Below are 24478 nucleotides of genomic sequence, written 5' to 3'. Positions count from 1 at the left end.
GACCTGCTTCCTGCCTGCGCTTTCCACCCGGCTCCCTCACTCCTTCGCGAGGGCTTGTCCGGGACTTTCCTCGGCCTTTGGACCGGCTTTGAGGAGAGGCTGGAACCTTGCTCCCCGAGACACCGTCCTAGAGGGCGCAATGTCGCCGGATGCCCGAATCGGGCCCGGATCCAAGGTCTCTCGCAGAACTACGGGATGCGATGTCTGTCAGGACAGATGAGGAAATGTCGGGTGGGGTTCCCTCCCGATCACGCAGCGCGCGACGCGTATTCCGTGGTCCGCGCCCCGAGGCCGTCCCCGTCCTCGTCGCCAGAGCCTGCGCACTCGTAGGCGTTCTGGACATCGCCGCGGGCGTCTTCCCGCGCTTCAGGCACAGCCGTATGCACTCGATCGCCGAGGTGCTGCCCGGGTCGTTCGGCCCGTTCGCGGCCGCGCTCTCGCTCAGCGCCGGCATCCTGCTGCTGCTGCTCGCACACGGCCTCAAGCGCGGCAAACGCCGGGCGTGGCGCGCCGCGGTGGCGCTGCTGCCGGCGGGCGCCGTGGCGGAGTACACGTACCGCCACTCCGTCATCGGAGTGGTCATCTCGCTCGCGCTGCTCGCGCCCCTGCTGCGCCACCGCGACCAGTTCGCGGCGCTGCCCGACCCGCGCAGCAGGTGGCGTGCGCTCGCCAACTTCGTCCTCATGGGCGCCGGTTCCCTGGTCCTCGGACTGGTCATCGTCAGCGTCCACCCTCACCGCATGGTCGGCGACCCGAGCCTGGCCGATCGCATCACGCACGTGCTGTACGGCCTGTTCGGCTTCGAGGGCCCGGTCGACTACCAGGGCAACACCTCGTGGACGGTCGCCTTCTCACTGGGCGCCCTCGGCCTGCTGACGGCGGTCACGACGATCTACCTCGCCTTCCGGCCGGAGCACCCGGCCGCGCGCCTGACGGAGGAGGACGAGGCCCGTCTGCGCACCCTGCTGGAGAAGCACGGCCGCCGCGACTCCCTCGGCCACTTCGCGCTGCGCCGCGACAAGGCGGTCGTCTTCTCGCCCAGCGGCAAGGCGGCGGTGACGTACCGGGTCGTGTCCGGCGTGATGCTCGCCAGTGGTGACCCCATCGGCGACGTCGAGGCCTGGCCGGGCGCCATCGAGCGGTTCATGGACGAGGCCAGGGCCCACTCCTGGACGCCGGCCGTCATGGGCTGCTCGGAGACGGGCGGCGAGGTGTGGACCCGCGAGACCGGTCTTGACGCCCTCGAACTGGGCGACGAGGCGGTGGTGGACGTAGCGGATTTCTCCCTCGCCGGCCGCGCGATGCGCAACGTGCGCCAGATGGTCAAGCGCATCGAGCGCGCCGGTTACGAAACCCGGGTACGACGTGTACGTGACCTCGGCGAGGCCGAGCTGGAGCGGATCCGCGACGCCGCCGAGGACTGGCGCGGCACCGACACCGAGCGCGGCTTCTCCATGGCACTGGGCCGTATCGGCGACACCGCCGACGGCGACTGCCTGATCGCCACCGCACACAAGGCGGACGACCAGCCGAGCGAGTACGGCGACCTCAAGGCGATCCTGCACTTCGTCCCGTGGGGCGAGGACGGCGCGTCCCTCGACCTGATGCGCCGCGACCGTTCGGCCGACCCCGGCATGAACGAACTCCTCATCGTCGCGGCCCTCCAGGCGGCACCGAAGTTCGGCATCACGCGCGTGTCGCTCAACTTCGCGATGTTCCGCTCGGCACTCGCGCGTGGCGAGAAGATCGGCGCGGGCCCGGTGCTGCGCGCCTGGCGCGGCCTGCTGGTCTTCCTCTCCCGCTGGTTCCAGATCGAGTCCCTGTACAAGTTCAACGCGAAGTTCCAGCCCCGCTGGGAACCCCGCTTCGTCGTCTACCGCGCCTCGGCCGACCTGCCGCGCATCGGCTTCGCCGCCATGCAGGCGGAGGGCTTCGTCAACCTCGCACTGCCGCTGCCGCGCTTCCTGCGCCGCCGCAGGACCGCCCCGCGCGTGTGCACACACGCCGTCGCGGAGCGCGACGTACGCGCGGCGTGACCGCCTGACCGGGACACCGGACGCCGGACACCGTGAAGAACAGGCCCGGACGGAAGCCCCGCCCCTCCAGCCGGGGGGGGCTTCCGTCCGGGCCGTGGCGTATCCCGGCCGCGGCCGGGGCCTACGCTGAACGTATGAGCAAGCAGAGCGGACGCGGGCGCGTCGCGGGCCTTCCGGAGTGGGACCGCTGCGCGGTCATGGGGGTTGTGAACGTCACGCCCGATTCCTTCTCCGACGGCGGCCGCTTCTTCGACACGACGGCGGCCGTCAAACACGGCCTCGACCTGGTCGCCGAGGGCGCGGACCTGGTCGACGTCGGCGGCGAGTCCACCCGGCCCGGCGCCACGCGCGTCGACGAGGCCGAGGAGCTCAAGCGCGTCATCCCGGTCGTCCGCGGCCTCGCCTCCGAGGGCGTCACCGTCTCCGTCGACACTATGCGCGCCTCCGTCGCCGAACGGGCCCTGGCCGCCGGCGCCGCCCTCGTCAACGACGTCAGCGGAGGCCTCGCCGACCCCGCGATGATCCAGGTGGTGGCAGCAGCAGGCGCCCCCTTCATCGTCATGCACTGGCGCGGCTTCCTGGAGGGCGGCAACGTCAAGGGCGCGTACGACGACGTCGTCACCGAAGTCGTCGACGAACTGCACGCACGCGTGGAGGCCGTCCTGGCCGGCGGCATCGCCCCCGAGCGCGTCGTCGTCGACCCCGGTCTCGGCTTCTCCAAGGACGCCGAGCACGACCTGGTCCTGCTCGCCCACCTGGACCGGCTGCTCGGCCTCGGCCACCCCCTGCTCGTCGCCGCCTCCCGCAAGCGGTTCCTCGGCCGCGTCCTGGCCGGCTCGGAGGGCGCGCCCCCGCCCGCGCGCGAGCGCGACGCCGCCACGGCCGCCGTCTCCGCACTCGCGGCGCACGCCGGCGCATGGGCGGTGCGCGTGCACGAGGTGCGCGCAACGGCGGACGCGGTACGGGTCGCACGCGCCGTGGAGGGCGCGCGCGCTGCCGAAGGAGCCCGGTGAGCGCCCCCCACACCGACGTCGAACAGGTGGAAGCCGCCAACACCGCCTTCTACGAGGCCATGGAGCGCGGCGACTTCGAGGACCTCTCCGCGCTCTGGCTCGCCCCGTCCGACCTGGGTGTCGACGAGGAGTACCACGACCCGGCCGACACCGGCGTTATCTCGTGCGTGCACCCCGGCTGGCCCGTGCTCACCGGCCGCGGCGAGGTCCTGAGGTCGTATGCGCTGATCATGGCGAACACCGACTACATCCAGTTCTTCCTCACGGACGTGCATGTCTCCGTCACCGGCGACACCGCCCTGGTGACCTGCACCGAGAACATCCTCAGCGGCGGGCCCGCCCCCAAGGGCAGCGAGGAGCTCGGCCCCCTCGTCGGCCAGCTGGTGGTCGCCACCAACGTGTTCCGCCGCACCCCGGCAGGCTGGAAACTCTGGTCCCACCACGCCTCCCCGGTGATGACCGAAAACGACGAGGACGAGGACGACGACACACCCTCCTGAGTGGGTAGGCGCCCCTTGAGAACCAAGAAGTGGTTGGAATCACGGACCCCTGGGTAGGGGCGGCTACCAACCCGTGAGCCGCCGGGTTCCCCAGGGGAAACACGCGATGAACCCTCCTGGTCCCGGCACGGGCCACGCCCCCGTGGCCCGGCCCTGTCAGTGCCCGCAGGTAGATTCGTTCGAGGCCGGTGTGCCGCCCGCACACGGTACGGACCGGTCGTTACCGACGATTGCAGGAGTGATTCGCGTGGATCGTGTCGCGCTGCGCGGCCTCAAGGCCCGCGGGCACCACGGTGTCTTCCCCAAGGAGCGCGAGGAGGGCCAGACCTTCATCGTGGACCTCGTCCTCGGCCTGGACACCCGCCCGGCCGCCGCCGACGACGACCTGGCGAAGACAGTGCATTACGGCATCGTGGCGGAGGAGGTCGTGGCCGTCGTCGAGGGCGAGCCCGTCAACCTCATCGAGACGCTCGCCGAGCGCATCGCCCAGGCCTGTCTGAAGCACGACGGGGTCCAGGAAGTCGAGGTCTGCGTCCACAAACCGGACGCCCCGATCACGGTCCCCTTCGACGACGTGACCGTCACCATCACCCGGAGCCGAGTATGACCGCGTCCTTCGCCACGGGTCCGAGCGACCCGACCGTACAGCCGGTACCCGCCTCCGTCGTGGCGCAGGTGGACGCCGCCGACACGACGCTCCACAACCCGAAACGGGCGGTGATCTCCCTCGGCGCGAACCTGGGCAACCGCCTGGAGACCCTCCAGGGCGCCATCGACGCCCTGGAGGACACCCCGGGCGTCCGCATCAAGGCCGTGTCACCGGTGTACGAGACGGAGCCGTGGGGCGTCGAGCCCGGCAGCCAGCCGTCGTACTTCAACGCGGTCGTCGTCCTGAAGACCACCCTCCCGCCGTCCTCGCTCCTGGAGCGGGCCCACGCGGTGGAGGAGGCCTTCCACCGCGTACGGGACGAGCGCTGGGGCGCGCGCACCCTCGACGTCGACATCGTCGCGTACGCCGACGTCATCGACGACGACCCGCACCTCACGCTGCCCCACCCGCGCGCCCACGAGCGCGCCTTCGTCCTCGCCCCCTGGCACGATCTGGAACCGGAGGCGCAGCTGCCCGGCCGCGGTGCGGTCGCCGATCTCCTCGACGCCGTCACCCGCGAAGGCGTGACACCGCGCAAGGACCTGGAACTTCACCTGCCCGAGTAGTCGTTAAGGTCAGGACGACCACTGTCCGCGGGACGGTCCGCAGGACCCGGGGGAGCTGAAGGGACACCGTGAGAGAGCTGCGCATCAGGGTGCTGGCCGGCGTTTTCGTCGTGGCCGGAATCTTGTCCTGGGCGGGCGCCCGCCTCTGGAACGCGATCGGGACCCTGCCCAGCGTCCCCCTCGCCGCCCCCATCGTCCTCGCCCTGATCGCGGTGGTCCTGCTGGCCACGGCGCTCTCCCTGCGCGGCCGCTTCAAGGCCCAGCGCGAGCGCCTCCCCGACGCCAAGGGCGTCGACCCCCTGATGGCGGCCCGCGCGGTCGTCTTCGGCCAGGCCAGCGCCCTGGTCGCCGCCCTCGTCGCCGGTATGTACGGCGGCACGGGCGTCTTCCTCCTGGAACAGCTCGACATCCCCGCCCGCCGCGACCAGGCGATCTACGCCGGCTTCTCGGTCGTGGCGGGCATCGCGGTCATAGCGGCGGCCATCTTCCTGGAGCGCGTGTGCCGGCTCCCCGAGGACGACGAACACAACAACGGGGCGGCGTCGGCCGCCTGAGGCCGGATCCGCCGGCCCGGCGTCAGCGCGCCATGATCAGGCTCATCGCCTCGTTGCGGGTGGCGGGATCGCGCAGCTGTCCACGCACGGCCGACGTTATGGTCTTGGCCCCGGGCTTGCGGACACCGCGCATCGACATGCACATGTGCTCGCACTCGACGACGACGATGACCCCGCGCGGCTCCAGGATCTTCATCAGCGAGTCGGCGATCTGCGTGGTGAGTCGTTCCTGCACCTGAGGCCGGCGGGCATAGACATCCACGAGCCGGGCCAGCTTCGACAGACCCGTGATCTTGCCGTCGACGGACGGGATGTAACCGACATGGGCCACGCCGACAAAGGGCACCAGGTGATGCTCACAGGAGCTCAGTACCTCGATGTCCTTCACGAGCACCATCTCGTCGTGCCCGAGGTCGAACGTCGTCGTCAGCACGTCCTCGGGCTTCTGCCACAGCCCCGCGAAGATCTCCCGGTACGCCCGCGCCACCCGCGCCGGCGTCTCCCTCAGGCCCTCCCGGTCAGGGTCCTCGCCGACCGCGATCAGCAGTTCGCGTACGGCGTTCTCGGCGCGCTTCTCGTCGAACTCGCCGATCGAGCCCTCGCCGTCCAGCGTCACGGGGTCGGTCATCTGGTGCCTCGTTCCTGTGCGGGTCACGCGTGCGGGCCACGCGCCTCATCTGCGACATGGCTGAAAATGCCGCGCCCCCCAGGCTAAAACCTGGGGGGCGCGGCATTCATTCCGGGCCTGGTGAGGGCGCCGGGAGAGCGCTGATCAGCTCTCCGGGCGGTCCTCCGGGGCCGTCTCGATCGCCGGAGCGGACTCCGCCGCCGTGGACTTGACCGTGCTGATCGCCGGGGTCGCGCCGTTGGCGCCGTTCGTCAGTGCGAGCTCCTTCGGGGAGAGCACCGGCGGACGGGTGGACGGCGTACGGCGGGAGGAGCCGGTCCAGGCGGGCCTGGCCGGGCGCTTGACGATGGCGGAGAAGATCTCGGCGATCTGCTCCTTGCCCAGCGTCTCCTTCTCCAGCAGCTGCAGGACGAGGTTGTCGAGGACGTCGCGGTTCTCGACCAGGATCTCCCAGGCCTCGTTGTGCGCGTTCTCGATGAGCTTCTTGACTTCCTCGTCGACCAGCGCGGCGACCTCTTCCGAGTAGTCGCGCTGGTGAGCCATCTCACGTCCGAGGAACGGCTCGGTGTTGTCGCCGCCGAACTTGATGGCACCCAGCCGCTCGGTCATGCCGTACTGCGTGACCATCGCGCGGGCCGTTGCGGTGGCCTTCTCGATGTCGTTCGCAGCGCCCGTCGTCGGGTCGTGGAAGACGAGCTCCTCGGCCGCACGGCCGCCCAGCATGTAGGCCAGCTGGTCCAGCATCTCGTTGCGGGTCGTGGAGTACTTGTCCTCGTCAGGCAGGACCATCGTGTAGCCGAGGGCCCGTCCGCGCGACAGGATCGTGATCTTGTGGACCGGGTCGGAGTTCGGCGAAGCCGCCGCGACCAGGGCGTGACCGCCCTCGTGGTACGCGGTGATCTTCTTCTCCTTGTCCGACATGATCCGGGTCCGCTTCTGCGGTCCCGCGACCACGCGGTCGATCGCCTCGTCCAGCATGGAGTTGTCGATCAGCTTCTTGTCGCTGCGGGCGGTGAGCAGCGCGGCCTCGTTGAGGACGTTGCTCAGGTCCGCACCGGTGAAGCCCGGCGTACGGCGGGCGACGGCCGCGAGGTCGACGTCCGGAGCGACCGGCTTGCCCTTCTGGTGGACCTTGAGGATCTCCAGACGGCCCTGCAGGTCCGGCGGGTCGACCGCGATCTGGCGGTCGAAGCGGCCGGGGCGCAGAAGGGCCGGGTCGAGGATGTCCGGGCGGTTGGTGGCTGCGATGAGAATCACACCACCCTTGACGTCAAAGCCGTCCATCTCGACGAGCAGCTGGTTCAGCGTCTGCTCGCGCTCGTCGTGACCGCCGCCGAGGCCGGCGCCGCGGTGGCGGCCGACCGCGTCGATCTCGTCGACGAAGACGATCGCCGGAGCGTTCGCCTTGGCCTGCTCGAACAGGTCACGGACTCGGGAGGCACCGACACCGACGAACATCTCGACGAAGTCGGAACCGGAGATCGAGTAGAACGGGACCCCGGCCTCGCCGGCGACGGCACGCGCGAGCAGCGTCTTGCCGGTACCGGGACGGCCGTAGAGCAGCACGCCCTTGGGGATCTTGGCGCCGACGGCCTGGAACTTCGCCGGTTCCTGCAGGAACTCCTTGATCTCGTGGAGCTCCTCGACGGCCTCGTCGCAGCCCGCGACGTCCGAGAACGTCGTCTTGGGGGTGTCCTTGGTGATGAGCTTGGCCTTGGACTTCCCGAAGTTCATGACCCGGGAGCCGCCGCCCTGCATCTGATTCATCAGGAACAGGAAGACGACCACGATCAGGACGAAGGGGAGCAGGGAGAGCAGGATGCCCAGGAAGGGGTTCTGCTTGGACGGCGAAACCGTGTAGCCGTCCGGGATCTGCTTGTCCTGGTACTTGGTCTGCAGCGTGTTGGCGAGGTTCACGCCCTGGTCGCCGATGTAGCTCGCCTGGATCTTCGAGCTGCCCTCGACCTTTTCGCCGTTCTTGAGCTGGACCTTGATGGTCTGCTCGTCACCGGTGGTGAGCTTGGCCGACTCCACCTTGTTGTCGTTGATCGCTGCCACGACCTGGCCGGTGTCCACCGTCTTGTAGCCGCCGGACGAGCCGACGACCTGCATCAACACGACCACGGCAAGGACGGCCAGCACGATCCACATGACCGGCCCACGGAAGTATCGCTTCACGTCCATCCATACGGAGCGGTGTCGCCCCGTCCCTCCTGCCATAGTGAGTTTGATAAGACAGTTCTTCTGACGGTACCCCAGCATTGTCGCGCGAAGCCGCACGGGACGGCTGGCAAACCCGTCTGCATGCTCCAACGGCGCGAAACCCGCTGGGGTTCCCGATCGTCCTACAAAGACGGCCCTGCTGGCTCAGCCGCCGTAGACGTGGGGCGCGAGCGTACCGACGAACGGGAGGTTGCGGTACTTCTCGGCGTAGTCGAGGCCGTAGCCCACGACGAACTCGTTGGGGATGTCGAAGCCGACCCACTCGACGTCGATGGCGACCTTGGCGGCGTCCGGCTTGCGCAGGAGTGTGCACACCTTGAGCGACTCGGGCTCGCGGGAGCCTAGGTTGGACAGCAGCCAGGACAGGGTCAGGCCGGAGTCGATGATGTCCTCGACGATGAGGACGTGCTTGCCCTTGATGTCGGTGTCGAGGTCCTTGAGGATCCGCACGACACCGGAGGACTGGGTGCCCGCGCCGTACGACGACACGGCCATCCAGTCCATGGTGACGGGGGTGGACAGCGCCCGGGCGAGGTCGGCCATGACCATCACCGCGCCCTTGAGGACGCCGACGATGAGCAGGTCCTTGCCCGCGTATTCCGCGTCGATCTTCGCGGCCAGCTCCACCAGCTTCGCGTCGATCTCTTCCTTGGTGATGAGCACTTCTTTGAGGTCGGTGCCCATGTCTTTCGCGTCCACCCGCATCACTTTCGGTCGTCCCACCGGCCGCTCGGACCGACCCTCGGGAGGGTCCGGTTTCAGCCTTGCCGAATCACCAGTCTGCCACCCTGGCGCTGGGCGACGACTTTCCCCGGGAGATTGATGGCTCCCTGGCCGCGCCAGCCGGTGATCAGCCGGTCGACTTCCTCGATGTGGCGGGCGAACAGCGAACCGGCGGGAGCCCCGGCCTCGATGGCCGCGCGGCGCAGGATGCGGCGGCGCACGGCGGGCGGCAGGGCGTAGAGCTTGGCGCACTCCAGGAGGCCCGTGGCGTCGCGCACGGAGGCCTCGGCCTGGCCGGCCCAGGCGTCGAGGGCGTCGGCGTCGTCGCGGGAGAGCTGGGCCGTGCGGGCGAGGGCCTCGACGACGCCCTTGCCGAGCGCCTTCTCGAGGGCGGGCAGGCCTTCGTGGCGCAGCCGGGAGCGGGTGTACGCGGGATCCGCGTTGTGGGGGTCGTCCCAGACGGGGAGCGACTGGACCATGCAGGCCTTGCGGGCGGTCTGCCGGTCGAGCTGGAGGAAGGGGCGGCGGTAACGGCCGGCGGCCCCCGAGACCGCGGCCATTCCGGACAGGGAACGGATACCCGAGCCGCGGGCGAGGCCGAGCAGGACGGTTTCGGCCTGGTCGTCGCGGGTGTGGCCGAGCAGGACGGCGGCGGCGCCGTGGCGGACGGCGGCGGCGTCGAGTGCGGCGTACCGGGCGTCGCGGGCGGCGGCCTCGGGGCCGCCTTCGCGGCCTACGGTCACGGCGACGGAATCCACCGGGTCGAGGCCCAATTCGCGCAGCCGCAGGGCGACTTCGTCGGCGCGCAGGTCGGAGCCTGGTTGCAGTCCGTGGTCGACGGTGATGCCGCCGGCCCGGATGCCGAGCTTGGGGGCCTCGAAGGCGAGGGCCGAGGCGAGGGCCATCGAGTCGGCGCCGCCGGAGCACGCCACGAGCACGAGCGGCGACGAGGGGCGCTCGTGCGGGGCCGGTCCGGAGAGCCCAGGGGGCTCGGGGGACGTCCGGTGGTCGTTGAGGATGTCGTGGAGGACGTGGCGGACCGCCAGGCGTATCGCCGCGACCGCAGGATGGGGACCCATGTCCGGTTCCCTTCATGAAGTTTTCGGGGGGTGAGCCCGAGGTCGGTCACTCAGAGTGTGTAGATGGTGACAGAACCGGGGCGTTCCCCGAGCATCGCACGCCTACCCATGGCTCACGGTCCCTCGGACGGGTGATTGAAGGGGCGTTCGCCTGCCGTCGGCCGGATTCGTTTCACGACCTGCCCACGGGGTTCACGACTCACTCTTGCGGTGCACCCGTGCGACCCAGTCCGCCGGTTTGGCGATCTCCGCCTTGGTCGGCAGGGTGTTGGGGGACGTCCACACGCGGTTGAAGCCGTCCATGCCGACCTGGTCCACGACCGCCCGTACGAACCGTTCACCGTCCCGGTACTGCCTGAGCTTGGCGTCCAGGCCCAGCAGCTTGCGCAGGGCCATGTCCAGTCGGGAGGCGCCCTTCGCCCGGCGCTGCTGGAACTTCTCGCGGATCTCGGAGACGGACGGCACGACTGCCGGACCCACCCCGTCCATCACGAAGTCGGCGTGGCCCTCCAGGAGCGACATCACGGCGGTGAGGCGCCCGAGGATCTCCCGCTGCGCCGGGGTCTGCACGATCTCGACGAAGGACCGCCCGCCGTCGTCCTCCTCGCCCTCGGGGCGCCCGCCGGCGAGGGACTGGGCGGCCTCCCGGATGCGCTCCAGCACGGTCATGGGGTCGACCTCGGTCTCCCCCAAGAAAGACTGGATTTCGCCCTCAAGGTGGTCGCGAAGCCAGGGCACCGCGCTGAACTGCGTGCGGTGCGTCTCCTCGTGCAGGCAGACCCAGAGGCGGAAGTCGTGGGGCTGTACGTCGAGTTCGCGCTCCACGTGCACGATGTTGGGGGCGACGAGGAGCAGCCGGCCGCCGCCGTTCTCCCCCGCGGGAAGTTCGCGGGTGGCCGGGGCGAAGGTCTCGTACTGGCCCAGCACGCGGGAGGCCAGGAACGACAGCAGCATGCCCAGCTCGACGCCGGTGACCTTGCCGCCGACCGCGCCGAGGACCGCGCCGCCGGGGGTGTTGCCGCGCCGCTCCTGCATCCGGTCGAGCAGCGGTTTGAGGATCTCCCGGAAGCCCGCGACGTTCGCCCGGACCCAGCCGGGGCGGTCGACGACGAGGATCGGGGTGTCGTGGGTGTCTTCCTTGCCCATACGGGTGAAGCCCCGGACGTGCTCCTCCGAGGCCTTGGCATGCCGGCGCAGTTCCGCGACGACGGCCCGGGCCTCGTCACGGCTCACGTCGGGGCCCGGCCGCACGAGGCGGGTCGCGGTCGCCACCGCGAGATTCCAGTCGACCATCTCGGCACCACCGATGCTCGTCATGCGTCAACGGTACGTGAGCGTTCCCACTTGGGGCAGGCCGCGGGAGGTCGGCGGAGGCGGCGGTCGGTGGCCGTGTCAGCTGCAACCGCACGCCGCCAGGGCCGTGGCCGTCCGGTCCAGGGCCGACTGGGCCTCCAGCGGGTTGGTCGTGTTCGAGGCCAGGAAGGCGAACGCCAGCAGGCGGCCGTCCTGGTCGACGACCGTTCCGGCCAGGGTGTTCACACCCGTCAGGGTGCCCGTCTTCGCTCGTACGACTCCTGCCGCGCCGCCGGTGTAGCGGCTGGTCAGGGTGCCGGTGAAACCGGCCACCGGAAGGCCCGTCAGGACCGGGCGGAGTTCGGGGTGGGAGGGGTCACCGGCCTTCACCAGCAGGGCCGTGAGCAGGTCGGCCGTGAGTCTGTCGTCCCGGTCGAGGCCGCTGCCGTCGTGGAACTCGGCGCCCTTGAGGGGGAGTTCGAGCTTCTTCAGTGCGCCGGCGATCGCGGACGCGCCGCCGTCGAAGCTCGCGCGCTCCCCCGATGCGGCGGCCGTCTGGCGGGCCAGGGCCTCCGCGATGTCGTTGTCGCTGTTGGTCAGCATGCGCTCGACCAGGGACGAGAGCGGGGGCGACGACACGGCGGCGAGGTTCTCGGCGCGGGTCGTCGCCTTGGACGGGCCGGGGGACGTGGTCCTGATGCCATGGTCCTCGAGGAGCGTGCCGAACTTGCGGGCCGCGTCCGCCGCCGGGGCCGTCACGCGCGCGACGGGGCCGCTGGTCGAGTCGTCGGTGCGGCCCTCGTCGGCCATCAAGGCGCTCACGGGCGCGAGGTTGCCGTTGACGCCGATGGAGTGGAGTTCGGGCCCGGCGTACAGGGTGGTGTCGTAGGAGAGCGTGACTTCCTTGATGCCGCGTTTCTTGAGTGCGGCCGCCGTCCTGTCGGCCAGGTCCGGCAGGCTCGCCCAGCCGTCGGCTTCCGTGTGCGCCGTCAGGGTCGGGTCGCCGCCGCCGACCAGGATGAGTTCCTTGGTGTCGGGTTCCAGGGCCGTGCGGGTGGTCAGGCGGTGGTCGGCGCCCAGCGTCGACAGCGCGGCGACCGCGGTGGCGATCTTCGTCACGGAGGCGGGGGTCAGGGCGGTGTCGGCGCCGGTGCCGTAGAGGCGCCTGCCGGTGGCGACGTCGACGACCGCGGCGGTGTGCCGGGTGCCGAGCGCCGCGTCCTCCAGCAGGGGGCCCAGGACACCGGAGAGGGCCGCGGCGGTCGGGGCCGAGCTGACGGTGCTCGTGGCGCCGCCCAGGCCGGTCAGGACGGATGCGGCGCTGGGGGCGGGGCGTGGTCCCCCGGCCGCCGTATCGCCTGAATCGGACGTATCGGGATTACGTCCGTGATCTGCGCCACCCGTACGGTCCAGGGCGGCTGCGCGGTCCGCCTCGGCCGTACGCTGACCGGTGGAGTCCCAGGGGCCGACAGCGGTCGCTGCGGCGACGGCCAGCGCCACACCGGCGGTGGCGGCGCCCGCGGTGTACTGCCAGGTCCTGACGGTCTTCGGCCACCTGATCCGGGTGGGCCGCACCCGTGCGAGCTGTGGTTTCGCAGCGGTCGCGGCCCGTTCGAGACGCGGTCGCGCGGCGTTCGCGGCCCGTTCGAGCTTCGGGCGTACGGTCCCGGCGGCCCGTGCCAGACGCGGTCGGACGGCGTTCGCGGCCCGCACCACATGCGGTCTCGCGGCCCGCCAAGGCCTCAGCTCTGGCACGACCACCAGCCCCTTTCGCGATCACACACCTGCGTGAGGGACACTTAACCACCAGAACTATGTGCTGATCATGGAGGAGCCACCGGTGGAGTTCGACGTCACGATCGAGATCCCGAAGGGTTCGCGGAACAAGTACGAGGTGGACCACGAGACCGGTCGGATCCGCCTGGACCGTCGACTCTTCACCTCGACCGCCTACCCGACCGACTACGGCTTCGTCGAGAACACCCTCGGCGAGGACGGCGACCCGCTGGACGCGCTGGTCATCCTGGACGAGCCCACGTTCCCGGGCTGCCTGATCAAGTGCCGCGCGATCGGCATGTTCCGGATGACGGACGAGGCCGGCGGCGACGACAAGCTGCTGTGCGTGCCGGCGACGGACCCGCGTGTGGAGCACCTGCGTGACATCCACCACGTGTCGGAGTTCGACCGCCTGGAGATCCAGCACTTCTTCGAGGTCTACAAGGACCTGGAGCCCGGCAAGTCCGTCGAGGGCGCCAACTGGGTGGGCCGGGTCGACGCCGAGGTCGAGATCGAGCGGTCGTACAAGCGCTTCAAGGAGTCCGGCGGCCACTGAGCCCCCAGGAGTGTCCACGGGCCGCACGCATACGCGTGCGGCCCGTTTGCATATCTGTGCGCATACTGGCGTAGCTGCACGCGTCGTACAGGGAGCGTTACTCAAGTGACGGAGGCGGAGGACCGCAAGCCGCAGTCGGACGAGGCCAGGGGCGCGTTCGATCCCGAGATCACATCGGAGTTCGCCATTCCGGCGGGGTTCGCCGCCCCCAGGGGCGTCGTCGAGCCGGAGACCACGTCCGAGTTCGCCGTCCCGGACGGGCTGGACGTCCCGCAGCCGCCGGGCGCGGAGCCGGAAGGGTCGGCGTTCAGCACGCCGGACACCTACAGCGCCAAGCAGGCCCTCGTCGCCTTCACGCCGGCCACCGGCATACCGGTGGTCAGCCTCACCAAGGACGTGCCCTGGCAGGACCGGATGCGCACGATGCTGCGGATGCCGGTGGCCGAGCGGCCCGCTCCGGAGCCGGGGCCGAAGGCGGAGGAGGGCGGTCCGGCCGTCCCGCGCGTCCTCGACCTGACGCTGCGTATCGGTGAGTTGCTGCTCGCGGGCGGTGAGGGCGCGGAGGACGTGGAGGCCGCGATGTTCGCGGTCTGCCGGTCCTACGGCCTCGACCGCTGCGAGCCGAACGTCACCTTCACCCTGCTGTCGATCTCGTACCAGCCGTCCCTGGTCGACGACCCGGTGACGGCGTCGCGTACGGTGCGCCGCCGGGCCACCGACTACACGCGGCTGGCGGCCGTCTTCCAGCTGGTGGACGACCTCAGCGACCCGGAGACCCATATCTCCCTGGAGGAGGCCTACCGGCGGCTCGCCGAGATCCGCCGCAACCGGCACCCGTACCCGGGCTGGGTGCTGACCGGGGCGAGCGGACTGCTCGCCGGGGCGGCCTCCGTGCTCGTCGGCGGTGACTGGATCGTCTTCATCGCGGCCATGCTGGGCGCCGTGCTCGGCGACCGGCTGGCCTGGCTGTGCGCGGGGCGCGGGCTGCCGGAGTTCTACCAGTTCACGGTCGCGGCGATGCCTCCGGCGGCCATCGGGGTCGCGCTCAACGTGGCGCACGTCGACGTCAAGGCGTCCGCGGTCATCACCGGTGGGCTGTTCGCGCTGCTGCCGGGGCGGGCGCTGGTGGCGGGCGTGCAGGACGGGCTGACCGGGTTCTACATCACCGCGTCGGCGCGCCTGCTGGAGGTCATGTACCTCTTCGTCGGCATCGTCGTGGGCGTGCTCGTGGTCCTGTACTTCGGAGTGAACCTGGGCGCCAAGCTCAACCCCGACGCGGCTGTGACCATCGCCGAACGGCCCGGCTGGCAGATCGGGGCGTCGATGCTGCTGTCGCTGACGTTCGCCGTGCTGTTGCAGCAGGAGCGGGCCACCGTGCTGTGGGTGACCTTGAACGGCGGGGTGGCGTGGTCGGTGTACGGCGCGCTGCACTATCCCGGCGGGATCTCGCCGGTCGCCTCGACGGCTGTGGCGGCGGGGCTGGTCGGGCTGTTCGGGCAGCTGCTGTCGCGGTATCGGTTCGCTTCGGCGCTGCCTTACACGACCGCGGCGATCGGGCCCCTGTTGCCAGGGTCGGCCACCTATTTCGGGCTGTTGTCGATCGCGCAGAACGAGGTCGACAAGGGGCTGGTGTCGCTCGCCACGGCGGCGTCCTTGGCCATGGCCATTGCCATCGGGGTCAACCTCGGGTCGGAGATCTCGCGGTTGTTCCTGCGGATTCCCGGCGGGGCTTCGGCGGCGGGGCGGCGGGCTGCGAAGCGGACGCGGGGGTTCTAAAAGCCCCTTCAGTAACCCTGGTTCTGGTTGTACGGGTACTGCTGCTGGTCGCCGTAGTGGCCCTGCTGGTACGGCTGCTGCGGGTACTGCTGGGCGTAGTGCTGCTGGTTGGGGTCGTACGGCTGCTGCTGCGGCTGCTGCTGGTACTGCTGGTGGTGGTAGCCGCCCTGGTCGTCCGTCGGCGGGATGCGGCGGAGCTGGGTCGTTGCGTCGTCCATGACCGGGGGCTGCTGGGCCTGGCGCTGGGTCGGCTGCTCGGGGTTCTTCTTGGCCTTGGAGCGGGCGCGCAGGAACTCGATGATGATCGGGATCACCGAGACGAAGACGATCAGGATGAGGATCGCCTCGATGTTCTTGTGGACGAAGTCCACGTTGCCGAGCCAGGAGCCCAGCAGGGTCACGCCCGCGCCCCAGAGCACGCCACCGATGACGTTGAAGGTGATGAACGAGCGGTACTTCATGCCGCTGACGCCGGCGATGATCGGCGTGAATGTGCGCACGATGGGCACGAAACGGGCCAGGACCAGGGACTTGGGGCCGTACTTCTCGAAGAACTCGTGCGCCTTGACCACGTTCTCCTGCTTGAAGAGGCGGGAGTCCGGGCGGGTGAAGAGGGACGGGCCGACCTTCTTGCCGAAGAGGTAGCCCGCCTGGTCGCCGAGGATCGCGGCGAGGCAGATCAGCAGGATGGCCGCCCACAGGGGGAAGTCCAGGGTGCCTGCGGTGATCAGCAGACCGCAGGTGAACAGCAGCGAGTCGCCCGGCAGGAAGAAGCCGATGAGCAGGCCCGACTCCGCGAAGACGATGAGGAGCAGGCCCCAGATGCCGAACGAGTCGAGGAGATTGTTCGGATCCAGCCAGCTCGGGCCGAGGGCAAGCGTCGTCACGGTTCCGGGCTCCTGAGGGGGTGGAGGAAGGTACGGCGTCCTTGTGCGGGCGCCCAAAGCTATCAACGCAATGTGTCTGCCCCAGGTTCCACCGGTGTCTCCAGGATGCACTGTGCGTCGACTGGCACAAAGCTGTGAGGCTATGGGAATCGATGAATACGGCGGCGGGCAGGGCCCGCGGCCCGACGTGCTGGTCGTGACGACGAACGACGTACCCGGGCACCGGGTTCAGGAGGTACTCGGCGAGGTCTTCGGGTTGACGGTGCGCTCCCGCCATCTGGGGAGCCAGATCGGCGCGGGGCTGAAGTCGATGATCGGCGGGGAGCTGAAGGGGCTCACCAAGACGCTCGTGCAGACCCGGAACCAGGCCATGGAGCGGCTCGTCGAGCAGGCACGCGCGCGTGGGGCGAATGCGGTGCTGATGTTCCGCTTCGACGTGACGGAGGCTGCGGACGTGGGCACGGAGGTCTGCGCGTACGGGACCGCGGTGATCCTGGCCCGGGAGTGATCCCCCGGGCCAGGAGGGCTACGCGGTGTGGCGGGACGCGTTCGCCTCGATGGCGTCCCTGAGGTGCTCGGCGAGGCCCGGCCGCATGGAGTCGTAGAACGCCTTGAAGCGCTCGTCGGAGACGTACATGCCGCCGAGGCAGCGGTGCATTTCGTACGGGCACTCGTAGAACCACCTGCTGATGTGCTGCCGGTGTTCCTCGGCCAGGTCCATCGCCGCCTCGCCGGCCGGCGGTTCGCCGGCGGCCACCAGGGCGGCGTAACGCTCGCTCCAGGCGTCCACCTCGGCCTGCAGACGCTTCCAGTCCTCCTTGGTGTAGCCGGCCGCGCGGCGCTGCGACTCGGCGTATGCCTCCGTGCCGCCCCAGCGCTGTTCCGCCTCCTCGGCGTACTGCTCGGGATCCTTGTCGCCGAAGACCTCGAACCGCTCCTCGGGGGTGAGATTGATGCCCATCTTGCGTGCCTCCATGGCGTGCTCCACGGCCGCCGCCATCTTCTGCAGCTTCTCGATCCGGGCGGTCAGCAGTTCGTGCTGACGGCGCAGGTGTGCGCGCGGGTCCGCGGCCGGGTCGTCGAGCAGGGCGGCGACCTCGTCGAGCGGGAAGCCGAGCTCCCGGTAGAACAGGATCTGCTGCAGCCGGTCGAGGTCGGCGTCGCTGTAGCGCCGGTGGCCCGCGTGGCTGCGCTCGCTCGGGGCGAGCAGGCCGATGTCGTCGTAGTGGTGCAGCGTGCGCACCGTGACGCCGGCGAAGCCCGCGACCTGTCCCACGGAGTAGCCGGCCTGTCCTGCCGAGTGGCTCACTTCGTCCGCTCCCTTCTCGTATCGGTACGCACTCCACGGTGGGTCCTCACGCCGCGTGAGGTGCAAGCCGGAACCCGGGCGTGCCGGGCGGCCCCGGATGCAGTTGTGCAACAACGGAACTCAGATCCGCCGGCATCCGTTCCTCAGACGACACAAGGAGACGTCCATGCCGCTCCACAAAGGTCCCGAGAAGCACGACGAGCGCCCGCTGTCGGTCAACCCCTTCTTCGGGGAGGCCAATCCGGTCGGCGGCATGACCCAGGCGCCGCCCAAGCACCGGCTCCCGGACGCTCCGCTCCCGCCGATGACGGCGTACCAGCTGGTGCACGACGAGCTGATGCTGGACGGCAACTCCCGTCTGAACCTGGCCACTTTCGTCACCACCTGGATGGAGCCGCAGGCCGGCGTCCTGATGGCGGAGTGCCGGGACAAGAACATGATCGACAAGGACGAGTACCCGCGCACCGCCGAGCTGGAGCGGCGCTGCGTGGCGATGCTCGCCGACCTGTGGAACGCGCCGGACCCGTCGGCGGCCGTGGGCTGTTCGACGACCGGTTCCAGCGAGGCGTGCATGCTCGCCGGGATGGCGCTCAAGCGGCGCTGGAGCAAGCGGAACCCCTCCCCCGCCGCCCGCCCGAACCTCGTCATGGGTGTCAACGTCCAGGTCTGCTGGGAGAAGTTCTGCAACTTCTGGGAGGTGGAGCCCCGCCTGGTCCCCATGGAGGGCGACCGTTTCCATCTCGACCCGCAGGCCGCCGCCGAGCTGTGCGACGAGAACACCATCGGGGTCGTCGGCATCCTGGGCTCCACCTTCGACGGCTCGTACGAGCCCATCGCCGACCTGTGTGCGGCGCTCGACGCCCTACAGGAGCGCACGGGCCTGGACATCCCGGTGCACGTCGACGGCGCGTCCGGCGCGATGGTCGCGCCCTTCCTCGACGAGGAGTTGGTGTGGGACTTCCGCCTCCCGCGCGTGGCGTCCATCAACACCTCGGGGCACAAGTACGGCCTGGTCTATCCGGGCGTCGGCTGGGCGCTGTGGCGCGACAAGGAGGCGCTGCCCGAGGAACTCGTCTTCCGCGTCAACTACCTGGGCGGTGACATGCCGACCTTCGCCCTGAACTTCTCCCGTCCGGGCGCCCAGGTCGTCGCGCAGTACTACACGTTCCTTCGGCTGGGGCGGGAGGGCTACCGGGCCGTGCAGCAGACGACGCGGGACGTGGCCCGGGGCGTCGCCGAACGCGTGGCGGCGCTCGGCGACTTCCAGCTGCTGACCCGGGGCGACGAGCTGCCCGTGTTCGCGTTCACGACGGCGCCGGGCGTGGAGTCGTACGACGTCTTCGACGTCTCCCGGCGGATGCGCGAGAGCGGCTGGCTGCTGCCCGCGTACACCTTCCCGCCGAACCGCGAGGACCTGTCCGTGCTGCGGGTGGTGTGCCGCAACGGCTTCTCGACGGACCTCGCCGACCTGTTCATCGAGGACCTGACCCGCCTGCTGCCCGAGCTGCGCCGACAGCCGCACCCGCTGACCAGGGACAAGGAAGCGGCCACCGGCTTCCACCACTAGCGACTCGGTCAAGCTTGACTAGTGGTCGTCCTCCGGGTGCCGCACCCCCGTCGCATACGGGTTCTCCTCGCCCTCCGCGAGGACGCCGACGAACGGCGCACCCTCCCCCGCGAACGTGTACGCCCCGCCCTCGATCCGCCCGATCAGCCCCTGGGTCCACCCGGCCTCGGCGTCGGCCGTGTGGATCCAGAGGTTCATGATCTCGCCGATGTGGCCGAGCTGTTCGGGGCCGTCCGCGGGCACGTAGTGCTCGGTGACGGCCCCCCGCCACTCCTCGATCCGCCGGATCCGCTCCTTCAGGAGCGCGACCGCCTCCGCACGCGGCAGGTCCACGATGAAGCCGATGGCGGCCGACTTGACGTCCGTCTTCTGGTCGTACGAGGTCAGCGCCTCGCGCAGCAGCCGGTAGTACTCCTCGGTGCCCCGGTCGGTGATCTCGTACTCCGTGCGCGGCGGACCGCCGGCCGTGGACGGCGCGACCTCGTGCGCGTGCAGCAGCCCCAGCTTCGCCATCTGCTTGAGCGCGTGGTAGATCGAGCCGGGCTTGGCGTTGGACCACTCGTGCGCGCCCCAGTACTCCAGGTCGCCCCGCACCTGGTAGCCGTGGGCCCGCCCGTGCTGGCGGACCGCGCCGAGCACGAGGAGACGGATCGCGGACATGGGATCCAGCTTATTGTCAAGCGATCAGCCCGCGTGCTCCAGGGCGACCAGCTCGAACGCCGTCTTCCCGTCGAGCGACTCCCGGATGATGTCGGCGTGGCCCGCGTGCCGGGCCGTCTCGCGGATCAGGTGCAGGCACAGCCAGCGCACGGAGACACGGCCCTCCGGCGGGAACCAGGGGTCGTTCGGGAGCGGGAAGGTGTCGTCGAGGCTCGGCACCGAGCGGATGTAGGCCTCGGTCTCGGCAGCGACCTTCTCCCAGTACGCGAGTTGGGACTCGACACTCTCGCCGTCGACGAGCTGGAAGGTCTCGTGCCAGTTGGTCTCGTCCCGCTTGATCGCCGGGGGCTCCTGCTTGGCCCGGGCGATCCAGCCCTGCTCGACCTCGGCGACATGCTTGAGCAGACCGGAGAGGGACAGCTCACTGGCGCTCGGCTTGCTGGCGGCCTGCTCCTCGGTAAGCCCGAGCAGCGCCCGCCGGATCCCACCGCGCTGCTCCTCGATGAACGCAAGCAGCGCCCCGCGCTCGTCGCCCTGCGCCTCTGCCGGTACGTGCGTGACCATGATCGTCGCCTTTCGTCGGATCGGGACCTCGGGAGGCCTCCTGACACCGACGAAGCTACGGGCCATTGAGGTCAGATTCGGTCCTCAATGGCCCGCCTGTGGTGACGTGCTCAAGAAATCAGAACGGGAACCCGCTCCGCCCGTGCTGCACCGAGATCCACTTCTGCGTGGTGAAGCACTCGACGGTCCCCTCGCCGTTCAGGCGGCCGACGCCGGAGCTCTTCTCGCCGCCGAAGGGGACGAGGGGCTCGTCGTGGACGGTGCCGTCGTTCACGTGGAACATGCCGGTGTCGATCTGCTTGGCGAAGGAGACACCCCGGTCGACGTCGCCCGTGTGGACGGCGCCGCTCAGGCCGTACGGCGTGTCGTTGACGAGGCGTACGGCCTCCTCCTCGCCGTCGAAGGGGATGAGGAAGGCGACCGGGCCGAAGACCTCCTGCCGGAGGAGGGCCGAGTCGGCGGGGACGCCGGTGAGGACGGAGGGCTCGACCAGGTTGTCGGTGGTCGCGCCGCGCACCAGGGCCGTCGCGCCCTCGGCGACCGCCTGCTCGACCACGCCCGAAAGCGCCTCCGCCTGCGAGGAGTTGATCACCGGGCCGATGACCGTCTGCGGGTCGCTCGGGTCGCCGACCTTGAGCGTCTTCACCTTGGCGACGAACTTCTCCGTGAACTCGTCGGCGATCGCACGGTCGACCAGGACACGGTTGGCGGCCATGCAGACCTGGCCCTGGTGGACGTAGCGGCTGAAGACCGCCGCGTCGACCGCGTAGTCGATGTCGGCGTCGTCGAGGACCACGATCGCGCTGTTGCCGCCGAGTTCGAGGACCGAGCGCTTGAAGTGCGAGGCGCAGACGGTGGCCACATGGCGGCCGACCTTGTCGGAGCCGGTGAAGGAGATGACCTTCGGGACCGGGTGCTCGATGAAGGCGTCGCCTATCTCCGCGATGTCGGTGATGACGACGTTCAGGAGGCCGCCCGGCAGGCCCGCGTCCTCGAAGATCTTCGCGACCAGGGAACCACCCGTGATCGGGGTGTTCTGGTGCGGCTTCAGCACCACGGCGTTGCCGAGCGCGAGGGCCGGGGCGACCGACTTGATGGAGAGGAGGAAGGGGAAGTTGAAGGGGCTGATGACGCCCACGACGCCGACCGGCACGCGGTAGAGGCGGTTCTCCTTGCCGTCCACGGGCGACGGGAGGATCTTGCCTTCGGGGCGCAGCGCCCACTGGATCGACTCGCGCAGGAACTCCTTGGCGAGGTGAAGCTCGAAGCCGGCCTTCAGATGTGTGCCGCCGAGCTCGGCGATGATCACCTCGGTGATCTCCTGCTCGCGCTCCTCGATCAGTCTGAGGGCCTTCTCGAAGACCGCCCGGCGCGCGTACGGATTGGTCGCTGCCCACTGCTTCTGGGCTCGGGCCGCCGCCTGGTACGCCTCGTCGACCTCGTCCACCGTGGCTATGGTGATCGACGCCAGCTTCTCGCCGTCGTACGGGTTGAAGTCGATGATGTCCCAGGAGCCTGTGCCCGGGCGCCACTCACCGTCGATGTACTGCTGGGCCAGGTCGGTGAAGTAGGACGACGACATGTGATCCCCAAATCACTAGCAGACACACGATCAACGTGACGGTCTGATCACACGTCATCGTACTTGCGTCCCAAGTGAGTTGGGGACTCTGAGCGAACTTATGGGGAGAACCCTAGGAGAGTTGGAGGAGGCCTCGTAGAAGATCGCGGCTTTCGTCCGGTCCGGGGCTGTCCTGCTGGAGCTCCTTGAGCGCCTTCTCGTACTGCGCGACGTCCTCGTGCTTGTCCAGGTAGAGCGCGCTGGTGAGCTGCTCCAGATAGACGACGTCCGACAGGTCGGACTCCGGGAAGCTGAGGATCGTGAACGCGCCGCTCTCGCCCGAGTGCCCGCCGAAGCTGAACGGCATGATCTGCAGCCGTACGTTGGGGCGTTCGGAGATCTCGATCAGATGCTGGAGCTGGCCCCGCATCACCTCGCGGTCGCCGTAGGGGCGGCGCAGGGCGGCCTCGTCCAGGACGACGTGGAAGTCGGGGGCACCCTCGGAGACGAGATGCTTCTGCCGCTCCAGGCGCAGCGCCACACGCTTGTCGATGTCGACCTTGCTCGCGCCCTTCATACCCCGCCGTACGACTGCACGTGCATACGCCTCGGTCTGCAGCAGGCCGTGCACGAACTGCACCTCGTACGCCCGGATCAGATGGGCCGCGCCCTCCAGGCCCACATAGGTGGGGAACCAGCTCGGCAGGACGTCCGAGTAACTGTGCCACCAGCCCGCGACATTGGCCTCCCGGGCGAGGGAGAGCAGCGAGGTGCGCTCCTGCTCGTCCGTGATGCCGTACAGCGTCAACAGGTCTTCCACATCACGCGTCTTGAAGCTCACCCGGCCCAACTCCATCCGGCTGATCTTCGACTCGGAGGCGCGGATCGAGTAGCCCGCCGCCTCGCGCGTGATGCCGCGTGCCTCACGCAGCCGCCTGAGTTGCGAGCCGAGCAGCATCCGCCGCACCACCGATCCGGGCTCTCCCACGCTCACGTTCGCCAGCCTCCCCAACGCCTTCAGGGGCCGAAGTCTGCCACTAAATCACTCCGAGCAGTACTCGACCGATTACAGAGAAGCAAAGAAGCCAAAGATTCTGCACAGGAAGAGGGAAGGAGTTGGCAAGCAGAGGGAGAGAAGATGGCGGAAAAAATGGCCAACAAGCGGTACGGGAGGGTCCAATTCGGTCGCGTGCACGTGCATCTGCACCTTGCATCTGCACCGCGCATCCAAGACCATGGTCTCGCGCAACCGCAGCATCGCAACGCACCGACCGCGAATTCCTCGGGAGTGCCTCGCATGGGGACGAATGGATCGACCATGCTCGAGCCGTTACGGCAGGGCCTTCCGCCGCTGGATCCCGCGGCCGTGTCAAACGCCGCCTCCTGCGCTCTGCCCGCCCGCTACGAAGCGGTGCGCGAGGCACGGCTGTTCACCCGCAGAACGCTCGACCAGTGGGACATAGGCGACCGCTTCGACGACGTCTGTCTGGTGGTCTCCGAGCTGGTCACCAACTCGCTGCGGCACGGCCTGCCGGCCGGCACCCTGTGCACCGCGGAGCAGAGCCCGCCCGTGCGGCTGCACCTGATGCGCTGGACGGAGCGGCTGGTGTGCGCGGTGCGCGACCCGAGCCACGCAAGCCCGGTCGCGCGCGAGGCGGACGACTTCTCCGCGGAGTCGGGCCGCGGCCTGTTCCTCGTCGACTCCTTCGCCGACAGCTGGGGCTGGCACCCGATGGCGGGCACACTGGGCGGCAAGGTCGTCTGGGCGCTGTTCCAGCTGCCGCACTCGCCTCAGCCGCTGCCCGCCGAATAGCGCACCCCGGCGTCGTCTGACGCCGGGGTTCTACGCGCGTTACTGGGCGTAAGGCACTGATTGCCCCGAGTTGCACCCGGGGCGGACCGGGTGTCAGCCCGCTATCAGGTGGTCGAACTCGCCGTCCTTGATGCCCAGGAGCATCGCCTCGATCTCCGCGCGCGTATAGACGAGCGCCGGACCGTCGGGGAAGCGCGAGTTGCGCACGGCGACGTCCCCGCCGGGCAGCCGGGCGAACTCCACGCAGGAGCCCTGCGAATTGCTGTGCATGCTCTTCTGCCAGGCCACCCCGTTCAGCTCCGTGGCTGCCATGCCGTTGTACACGTCGTGGTCCACAGGTCGCTCCCGGTGGTGCAGTGGCTTTGGGGCCAGTGATGCAGTGGTCAACTGGTCCGGATCATAGCCCTGTTCACGTGCGGATGCATGAGCAGATGCACGTGCACGCCGGGTGGTTCTGTGGTTACAGATGTGACGTACGGGGCGCTACATCCGTTCCAGCGCTTTGCCCCGAAGCCTGCATGGCATGCACTAGGAAGAAGACGCTTACCGCGGCCCTCTTGTTCCACCCTTCAAGGGTTGGTCCGGCCCGGAGCTGGGCGTGCGCCGCCTCTGGCCGACGCCGGCCAGCGCCTTTCAGCCCGTCCGGCGTTTGAGGACGAGGCCGTTCAGGCCGATGGGGGTCCAGGGGGCGGAGCCCCCTGGGGACGCTGCCACCGGCGCCGGGTGCCACCAAGCCGACGGGGCC

General features: G+C 69.6%; 24 protein-coding genes. 11 read left to right on the top strand and 13 right to left on the bottom strand.

Features of this window, described 5'->3' with window-relative positions; all coding sequences use genetic code 11:
* Positions 1-224 precede the first annotated feature (224 nt).
* From ACFY10_RS31480 to ACFY10_RS31455, 6 genes are all read left to right on the top strand, one after another.
* Positions 225-2036: a phosphatidylglycerol lysyltransferase domain-containing protein gene (locus tag ACFY10_RS31480; protein ID WP_390668591.1), complete on the top strand. Its 1812-nt coding sequence runs from the start codon at positions 225-227 to the stop codon at positions 2034-2036.
* Positions 2037-2170: 134 nt separating this feature from the next.
* Entirely contained in the window at positions 2171-3049 is an 879-nt protein-coding gene (gene folP, locus ACFY10_RS31475; protein ID WP_390668590.1) for a dihydropteroate synthase, read from the top strand.
* The gene (locus tag ACFY10_RS31470) at positions 3046-3549 is read left to right on the top strand and encodes a nuclear transport factor 2 family protein (RefSeq protein ID WP_390668589.1); all 504 of its coding nucleotides are present in this window, start codon (positions 3046-3048) and stop codon (positions 3547-3549) included. The genes folP and ACFY10_RS31470 overlap by 4 nt, the downstream gene beginning before the upstream one ends.
* 247 nt (positions 3550-3796) lie before the next feature.
* Entirely contained in the window at positions 3797-4156 is a 360-nt protein-coding gene (gene folB / locus ACFY10_RS31465) for a dihydroneopterin aldolase (protein WP_115906700.1), read from the top strand.
* Positions 4153-4764 (top strand): 2-amino-4-hydroxy-6-hydroxymethyldihydropteridine diphosphokinase, encoded by a 612-nt coding sequence (folK, locus tag ACFY10_RS31460; RefSeq protein WP_390668588.1) that lies wholly within the window; start codon positions 4153-4155, stop codon positions 4762-4764. Before folB ends, folK begins: the two co-directional genes overlap by 4 nt.
* A 68-nt stretch (positions 4765-4832) precedes the next feature.
* A complete protein-coding gene (locus tag ACFY10_RS31455; protein WP_390668587.1) occupies positions 4833-5318 on the top strand; it encodes a DUF3180 domain-containing protein in 486 nt (161 codons plus the stop codon).
* Positions 5319-5340: 22 nt separating this feature from the next.
* Here the strand turns inward: ACFY10_RS31455 and folE are convergent, their stop codons facing one another.
* The 6 genes from folE to dacB all read right to left on the bottom strand — a co-directional run bounded on the left by folE (position 5341) and on the right by dacB (position 13025).
* On the bottom strand, positions 5341-5946 hold the full coding sequence (gene folE / locus ACFY10_RS31450) for a GTP cyclohydrolase I FolE (protein ID WP_266958509.1): 606 nt from the start codon (positions 5944-5946) through the stop codon (positions 5341-5343).
* Between the two features lie 144 nt (positions 5947-6090).
* A complete protein-coding gene (gene ftsH / locus ACFY10_RS31445; protein WP_390668586.1) occupies positions 6091-8130 on the bottom strand; it encodes an ATP-dependent zinc metalloprotease FtsH in 2040 nt (679 codons plus the stop codon).
* 183 nt (positions 8131-8313) lie between these two features.
* Positions 8314-8874, bottom strand: a complete 561-nt coding sequence (gene hpt / locus ACFY10_RS31440) for a hypoxanthine phosphoribosyltransferase (protein WP_030043337.1) — start codon at positions 8872-8874, stop codon at positions 8314-8316.
* A gap of 53 nt (positions 8875-8927) precedes the next feature.
* Positions 8928-9971 (bottom strand): tRNA lysidine(34) synthetase TilS, encoded by a 1044-nt coding sequence (gene tilS, locus ACFY10_RS31435; RefSeq protein WP_390668585.1) that lies wholly within the window; start codon positions 9969-9971, stop codon positions 8928-8930.
* A gap of 192 nt (positions 9972-10163) precedes the next feature.
* Positions 10164-11288, bottom strand: a complete 1125-nt coding sequence (locus tag ACFY10_RS31430; RefSeq protein ID WP_390668584.1) for a zinc-dependent metalloprotease — start codon at positions 11286-11288, stop codon at positions 10164-10166.
* A gap of 75 nt (positions 11289-11363) precedes the next feature.
* A complete protein-coding gene (gene dacB, locus ACFY10_RS31425) occupies positions 11364-13025 on the bottom strand; it encodes a D-alanyl-D-alanine carboxypeptidase/D-alanyl-D-alanine-endopeptidase (RefSeq protein ID WP_390668583.1) in 1662 nt (553 codons plus the stop codon).
* Between the two features lie 79 nt (positions 13026-13104).
* Here dacB and ACFY10_RS31420 point away from each other — a divergent pair, with 79 nt between their 5' ends.
* Both ACFY10_RS31420 and ACFY10_RS31415 read left to right on the top strand, forming a co-directional pair.
* The gene (locus ACFY10_RS31420; protein WP_194078292.1) at positions 13105-13596 is read left to right on the top strand and encodes an inorganic diphosphatase; all 492 of its coding nucleotides are present in this window, start codon (positions 13105-13107) and stop codon (positions 13594-13596) included.
* 105 nt (positions 13597-13701) lie between these two features.
* The gene (locus tag ACFY10_RS31415; RefSeq protein WP_390668582.1) at positions 13702-15372 is read left to right on the top strand and encodes a threonine/serine exporter ThrE family protein; all 1671 of its coding nucleotides are present in this window, start codon (positions 13702-13704) and stop codon (positions 15370-15372) included.
* 8 nt (positions 15373-15380) lie between these two features.
* Here the strand turns inward: ACFY10_RS31415 and ACFY10_RS31410 are convergent, their stop codons facing one another.
* On the bottom strand, positions 15381-16259 hold the full coding sequence (locus ACFY10_RS31410) for a DedA family protein (RefSeq protein ID WP_390668581.1): 879 nt from the start codon (positions 16257-16259) through the stop codon (positions 15381-15383).
* 142 nt (positions 16260-16401) lie between these two features.
* On the opposite strand from ACFY10_RS31410, the gene ACFY10_RS31405 reads away from it, so the two are divergent.
* Complete coding sequence (locus ACFY10_RS31405) at positions 16402-16767, top strand: YbjQ family protein (protein ID WP_390668580.1); 366 nt, start codon at positions 16402-16404, stop codon at positions 16765-16767.
* Between the two features lie 18 nt (positions 16768-16785).
* On the opposite strand, the gene ACFY10_RS31400 is transcribed toward ACFY10_RS31405, so the two are convergent.
* On the bottom strand, positions 16786-17568 hold the full coding sequence (locus ACFY10_RS31400) for a MerR family transcriptional regulator (RefSeq protein ID WP_390668579.1): 783 nt from the start codon (positions 17566-17568) through the stop codon (positions 16786-16788).
* A gap of 166 nt (positions 17569-17734) precedes the next feature.
* Between ACFY10_RS31400 and ACFY10_RS31395 the strand changes: the two genes are divergently transcribed.
* A complete protein-coding gene (locus ACFY10_RS31395) occupies positions 17735-19135 on the top strand; it encodes a glutamate decarboxylase (protein ID WP_390668578.1) in 1401 nt (466 codons plus the stop codon).
* An 18-nt stretch (positions 19136-19153) separates the two neighbouring features.
* Here the strand turns inward: ACFY10_RS31395 and ACFY10_RS31390 are convergent, their stop codons facing one another.
* From ACFY10_RS31390 to ACFY10_RS31375, 4 genes are all read right to left on the bottom strand, one after another.
* Positions 19154-19795: a PadR family transcriptional regulator gene (locus tag ACFY10_RS31390; RefSeq protein ID WP_390668577.1), complete on the bottom strand. Its 642-nt coding sequence runs from the start codon at positions 19793-19795 to the stop codon at positions 19154-19156.
* Positions 19796-19819: 24 nt separating this feature from the next.
* Positions 19820-20359: a DinB family protein gene (locus ACFY10_RS31385; RefSeq protein WP_390668576.1), complete on the bottom strand. Its 540-nt coding sequence runs from the start codon at positions 20357-20359 to the stop codon at positions 19820-19822.
* Positions 20360-20477: 118 nt separating this feature from the next.
* On the bottom strand, positions 20478-21941 hold the full coding sequence (locus ACFY10_RS31380) for an aldehyde dehydrogenase family protein (RefSeq protein ID WP_390668575.1): 1464 nt from the start codon (positions 21939-21941) through the stop codon (positions 20478-20480).
* A 112-nt stretch (positions 21942-22053) separates the two neighbouring features.
* On the bottom strand, positions 22054-22878 hold the full coding sequence (locus ACFY10_RS31375) for a helix-turn-helix domain-containing protein (RefSeq protein ID WP_390668659.1): 825 nt from the start codon (positions 22876-22878) through the stop codon (positions 22054-22056).
* Positions 22879-23217: 339 nt separating this feature from the next.
* Here ACFY10_RS31375 and ACFY10_RS31370 point away from each other — a divergent pair, with 339 nt between their 5' ends.
* Positions 23218-23733 carry an ATP-binding protein gene (locus ACFY10_RS31370; protein WP_390668574.1) on the top strand — a complete coding sequence of 172 codons (516 nt, stop codon included), beginning with the start codon at positions 23218-23220 and terminating at the stop codon, positions 23731-23733.
* Between the two features lie 93 nt (positions 23734-23826).
* On the opposite strand, the gene ACFY10_RS31365 is transcribed toward ACFY10_RS31370, so the two are convergent.
* Complete coding sequence (locus ACFY10_RS31365) at positions 23827-24045, bottom strand: DUF397 domain-containing protein (protein WP_390668658.1); 219 nt, start codon at positions 24043-24045, stop codon at positions 23827-23829.
* Positions 24046-24478: the final 433 nt, after the last annotated feature.

Origin of the sequence: Streptomyces sp. NPDC001401 (assembly GCF_042895385.1) — a bacterium.
Classification (GTDB): domain Bacteria; phylum Actinomycetota; class Actinomycetes; order Streptomycetales; family Streptomycetaceae; genus Streptomyces.
The sequence above is the reverse complement of the archived record's forward strand: the minus strand, read 5'-3'. Positions and strand labels throughout refer to the sequence as shown.

What these genes read in the sequence shown, in the direction of transcription:
- ACFY10_RS31370 (WP_390668574.1), top strand. Translation starts at nt 23,218, where the DNA reads ATGGGGACGAATGGATCGACCATGCTCGAGCCGTTACGGCAGGGCCTT.
- tilS (WP_390668585.1), bottom strand. Translation starts at nt 9,971, where the DNA reads ATGGGTCCCCATCCTGCGGTCGCGGCGATACGCCTGGCGGTCCGCCAC.
- ACFY10_RS31480 (WP_390668591.1), top strand. Translation starts at nt 225, where the DNA reads ATGTCGGGTGGGGTTCCCTCCCGATCACGCAGCGCGCGACGCGTATTC.
- hpt (WP_030043337.1), bottom strand. Translation starts at nt 8,874, where the DNA reads ATGCGGGTGGACGCGAAAGACATGGGCACCGACCTCAAAGAAGTGCTC.
- folE (WP_266958509.1), bottom strand. Translation starts at nt 5,946, where the DNA reads ATGACCGACCCCGTGACGCTGGACGGCGAGGGCTCGATCGGCGAGTTC.
- ACFY10_RS31390 (WP_390668577.1), bottom strand. Translation starts at nt 19,795, where the DNA reads ATGTCCGCGATCCGTCTCCTCGTGCTCGGCGCGGTCCGCCAGCACGGG.
- ACFY10_RS31380 (WP_390668575.1), bottom strand. Translation starts at nt 21,941, where the DNA reads ATGTCGTCGTCCTACTTCACCGACCTGGCCCAGCAGTACATCGACGGT.
- ACFY10_RS31385 (WP_390668576.1), bottom strand. Translation starts at nt 20,359, where the DNA reads ATGGTCACGCACGTACCGGCAGAGGCGCAGGGCGACGAGCGCGGGGCG.
- ACFY10_RS31375 (WP_390668659.1), bottom strand. Translation starts at nt 22,878, where the DNA reads ATGCTGCTCGGCTCGCAACTCAGGCGGCTGCGTGAGGCACGCGGCATC.
- ACFY10_RS31430 (WP_390668584.1), bottom strand. Translation starts at nt 11,288, where the DNA reads ATGACGAGCATCGGTGGTGCCGAGATGGTCGACTGGAATCTCGCGGTG.
- ACFY10_RS31395 (WP_390668578.1), top strand. Translation starts at nt 17,735, where the DNA reads ATGCCGCTCCACAAAGGTCCCGAGAAGCACGACGAGCGCCCGCTGTCG.
- ftsH (WP_390668586.1), bottom strand. Translation starts at nt 8,130, where the DNA reads ATGGACGTGAAGCGATACTTCCGTGGGCCGGTCATGTGGATCGTGCTG.
- ACFY10_RS31405 (WP_390668580.1), top strand. Translation starts at nt 16,402, where the DNA reads ATGGGAATCGATGAATACGGCGGCGGGCAGGGCCCGCGGCCCGACGTG.
- folK (WP_390668588.1), top strand. Translation starts at nt 4,153, where the DNA reads ATGACCGCGTCCTTCGCCACGGGTCCGAGCGACCCGACCGTACAGCCG.
- ACFY10_RS31365 (WP_390668658.1), bottom strand. Translation starts at nt 24,045, where the DNA reads ATGGCAGCCACGGAGCTGAACGGGGTGGCCTGGCAGAAGAGCATGCAC.
- folP (WP_390668590.1), top strand. Translation starts at nt 2,171, where the DNA reads ATGAGCAAGCAGAGCGGACGCGGGCGCGTCGCGGGCCTTCCGGAGTGG.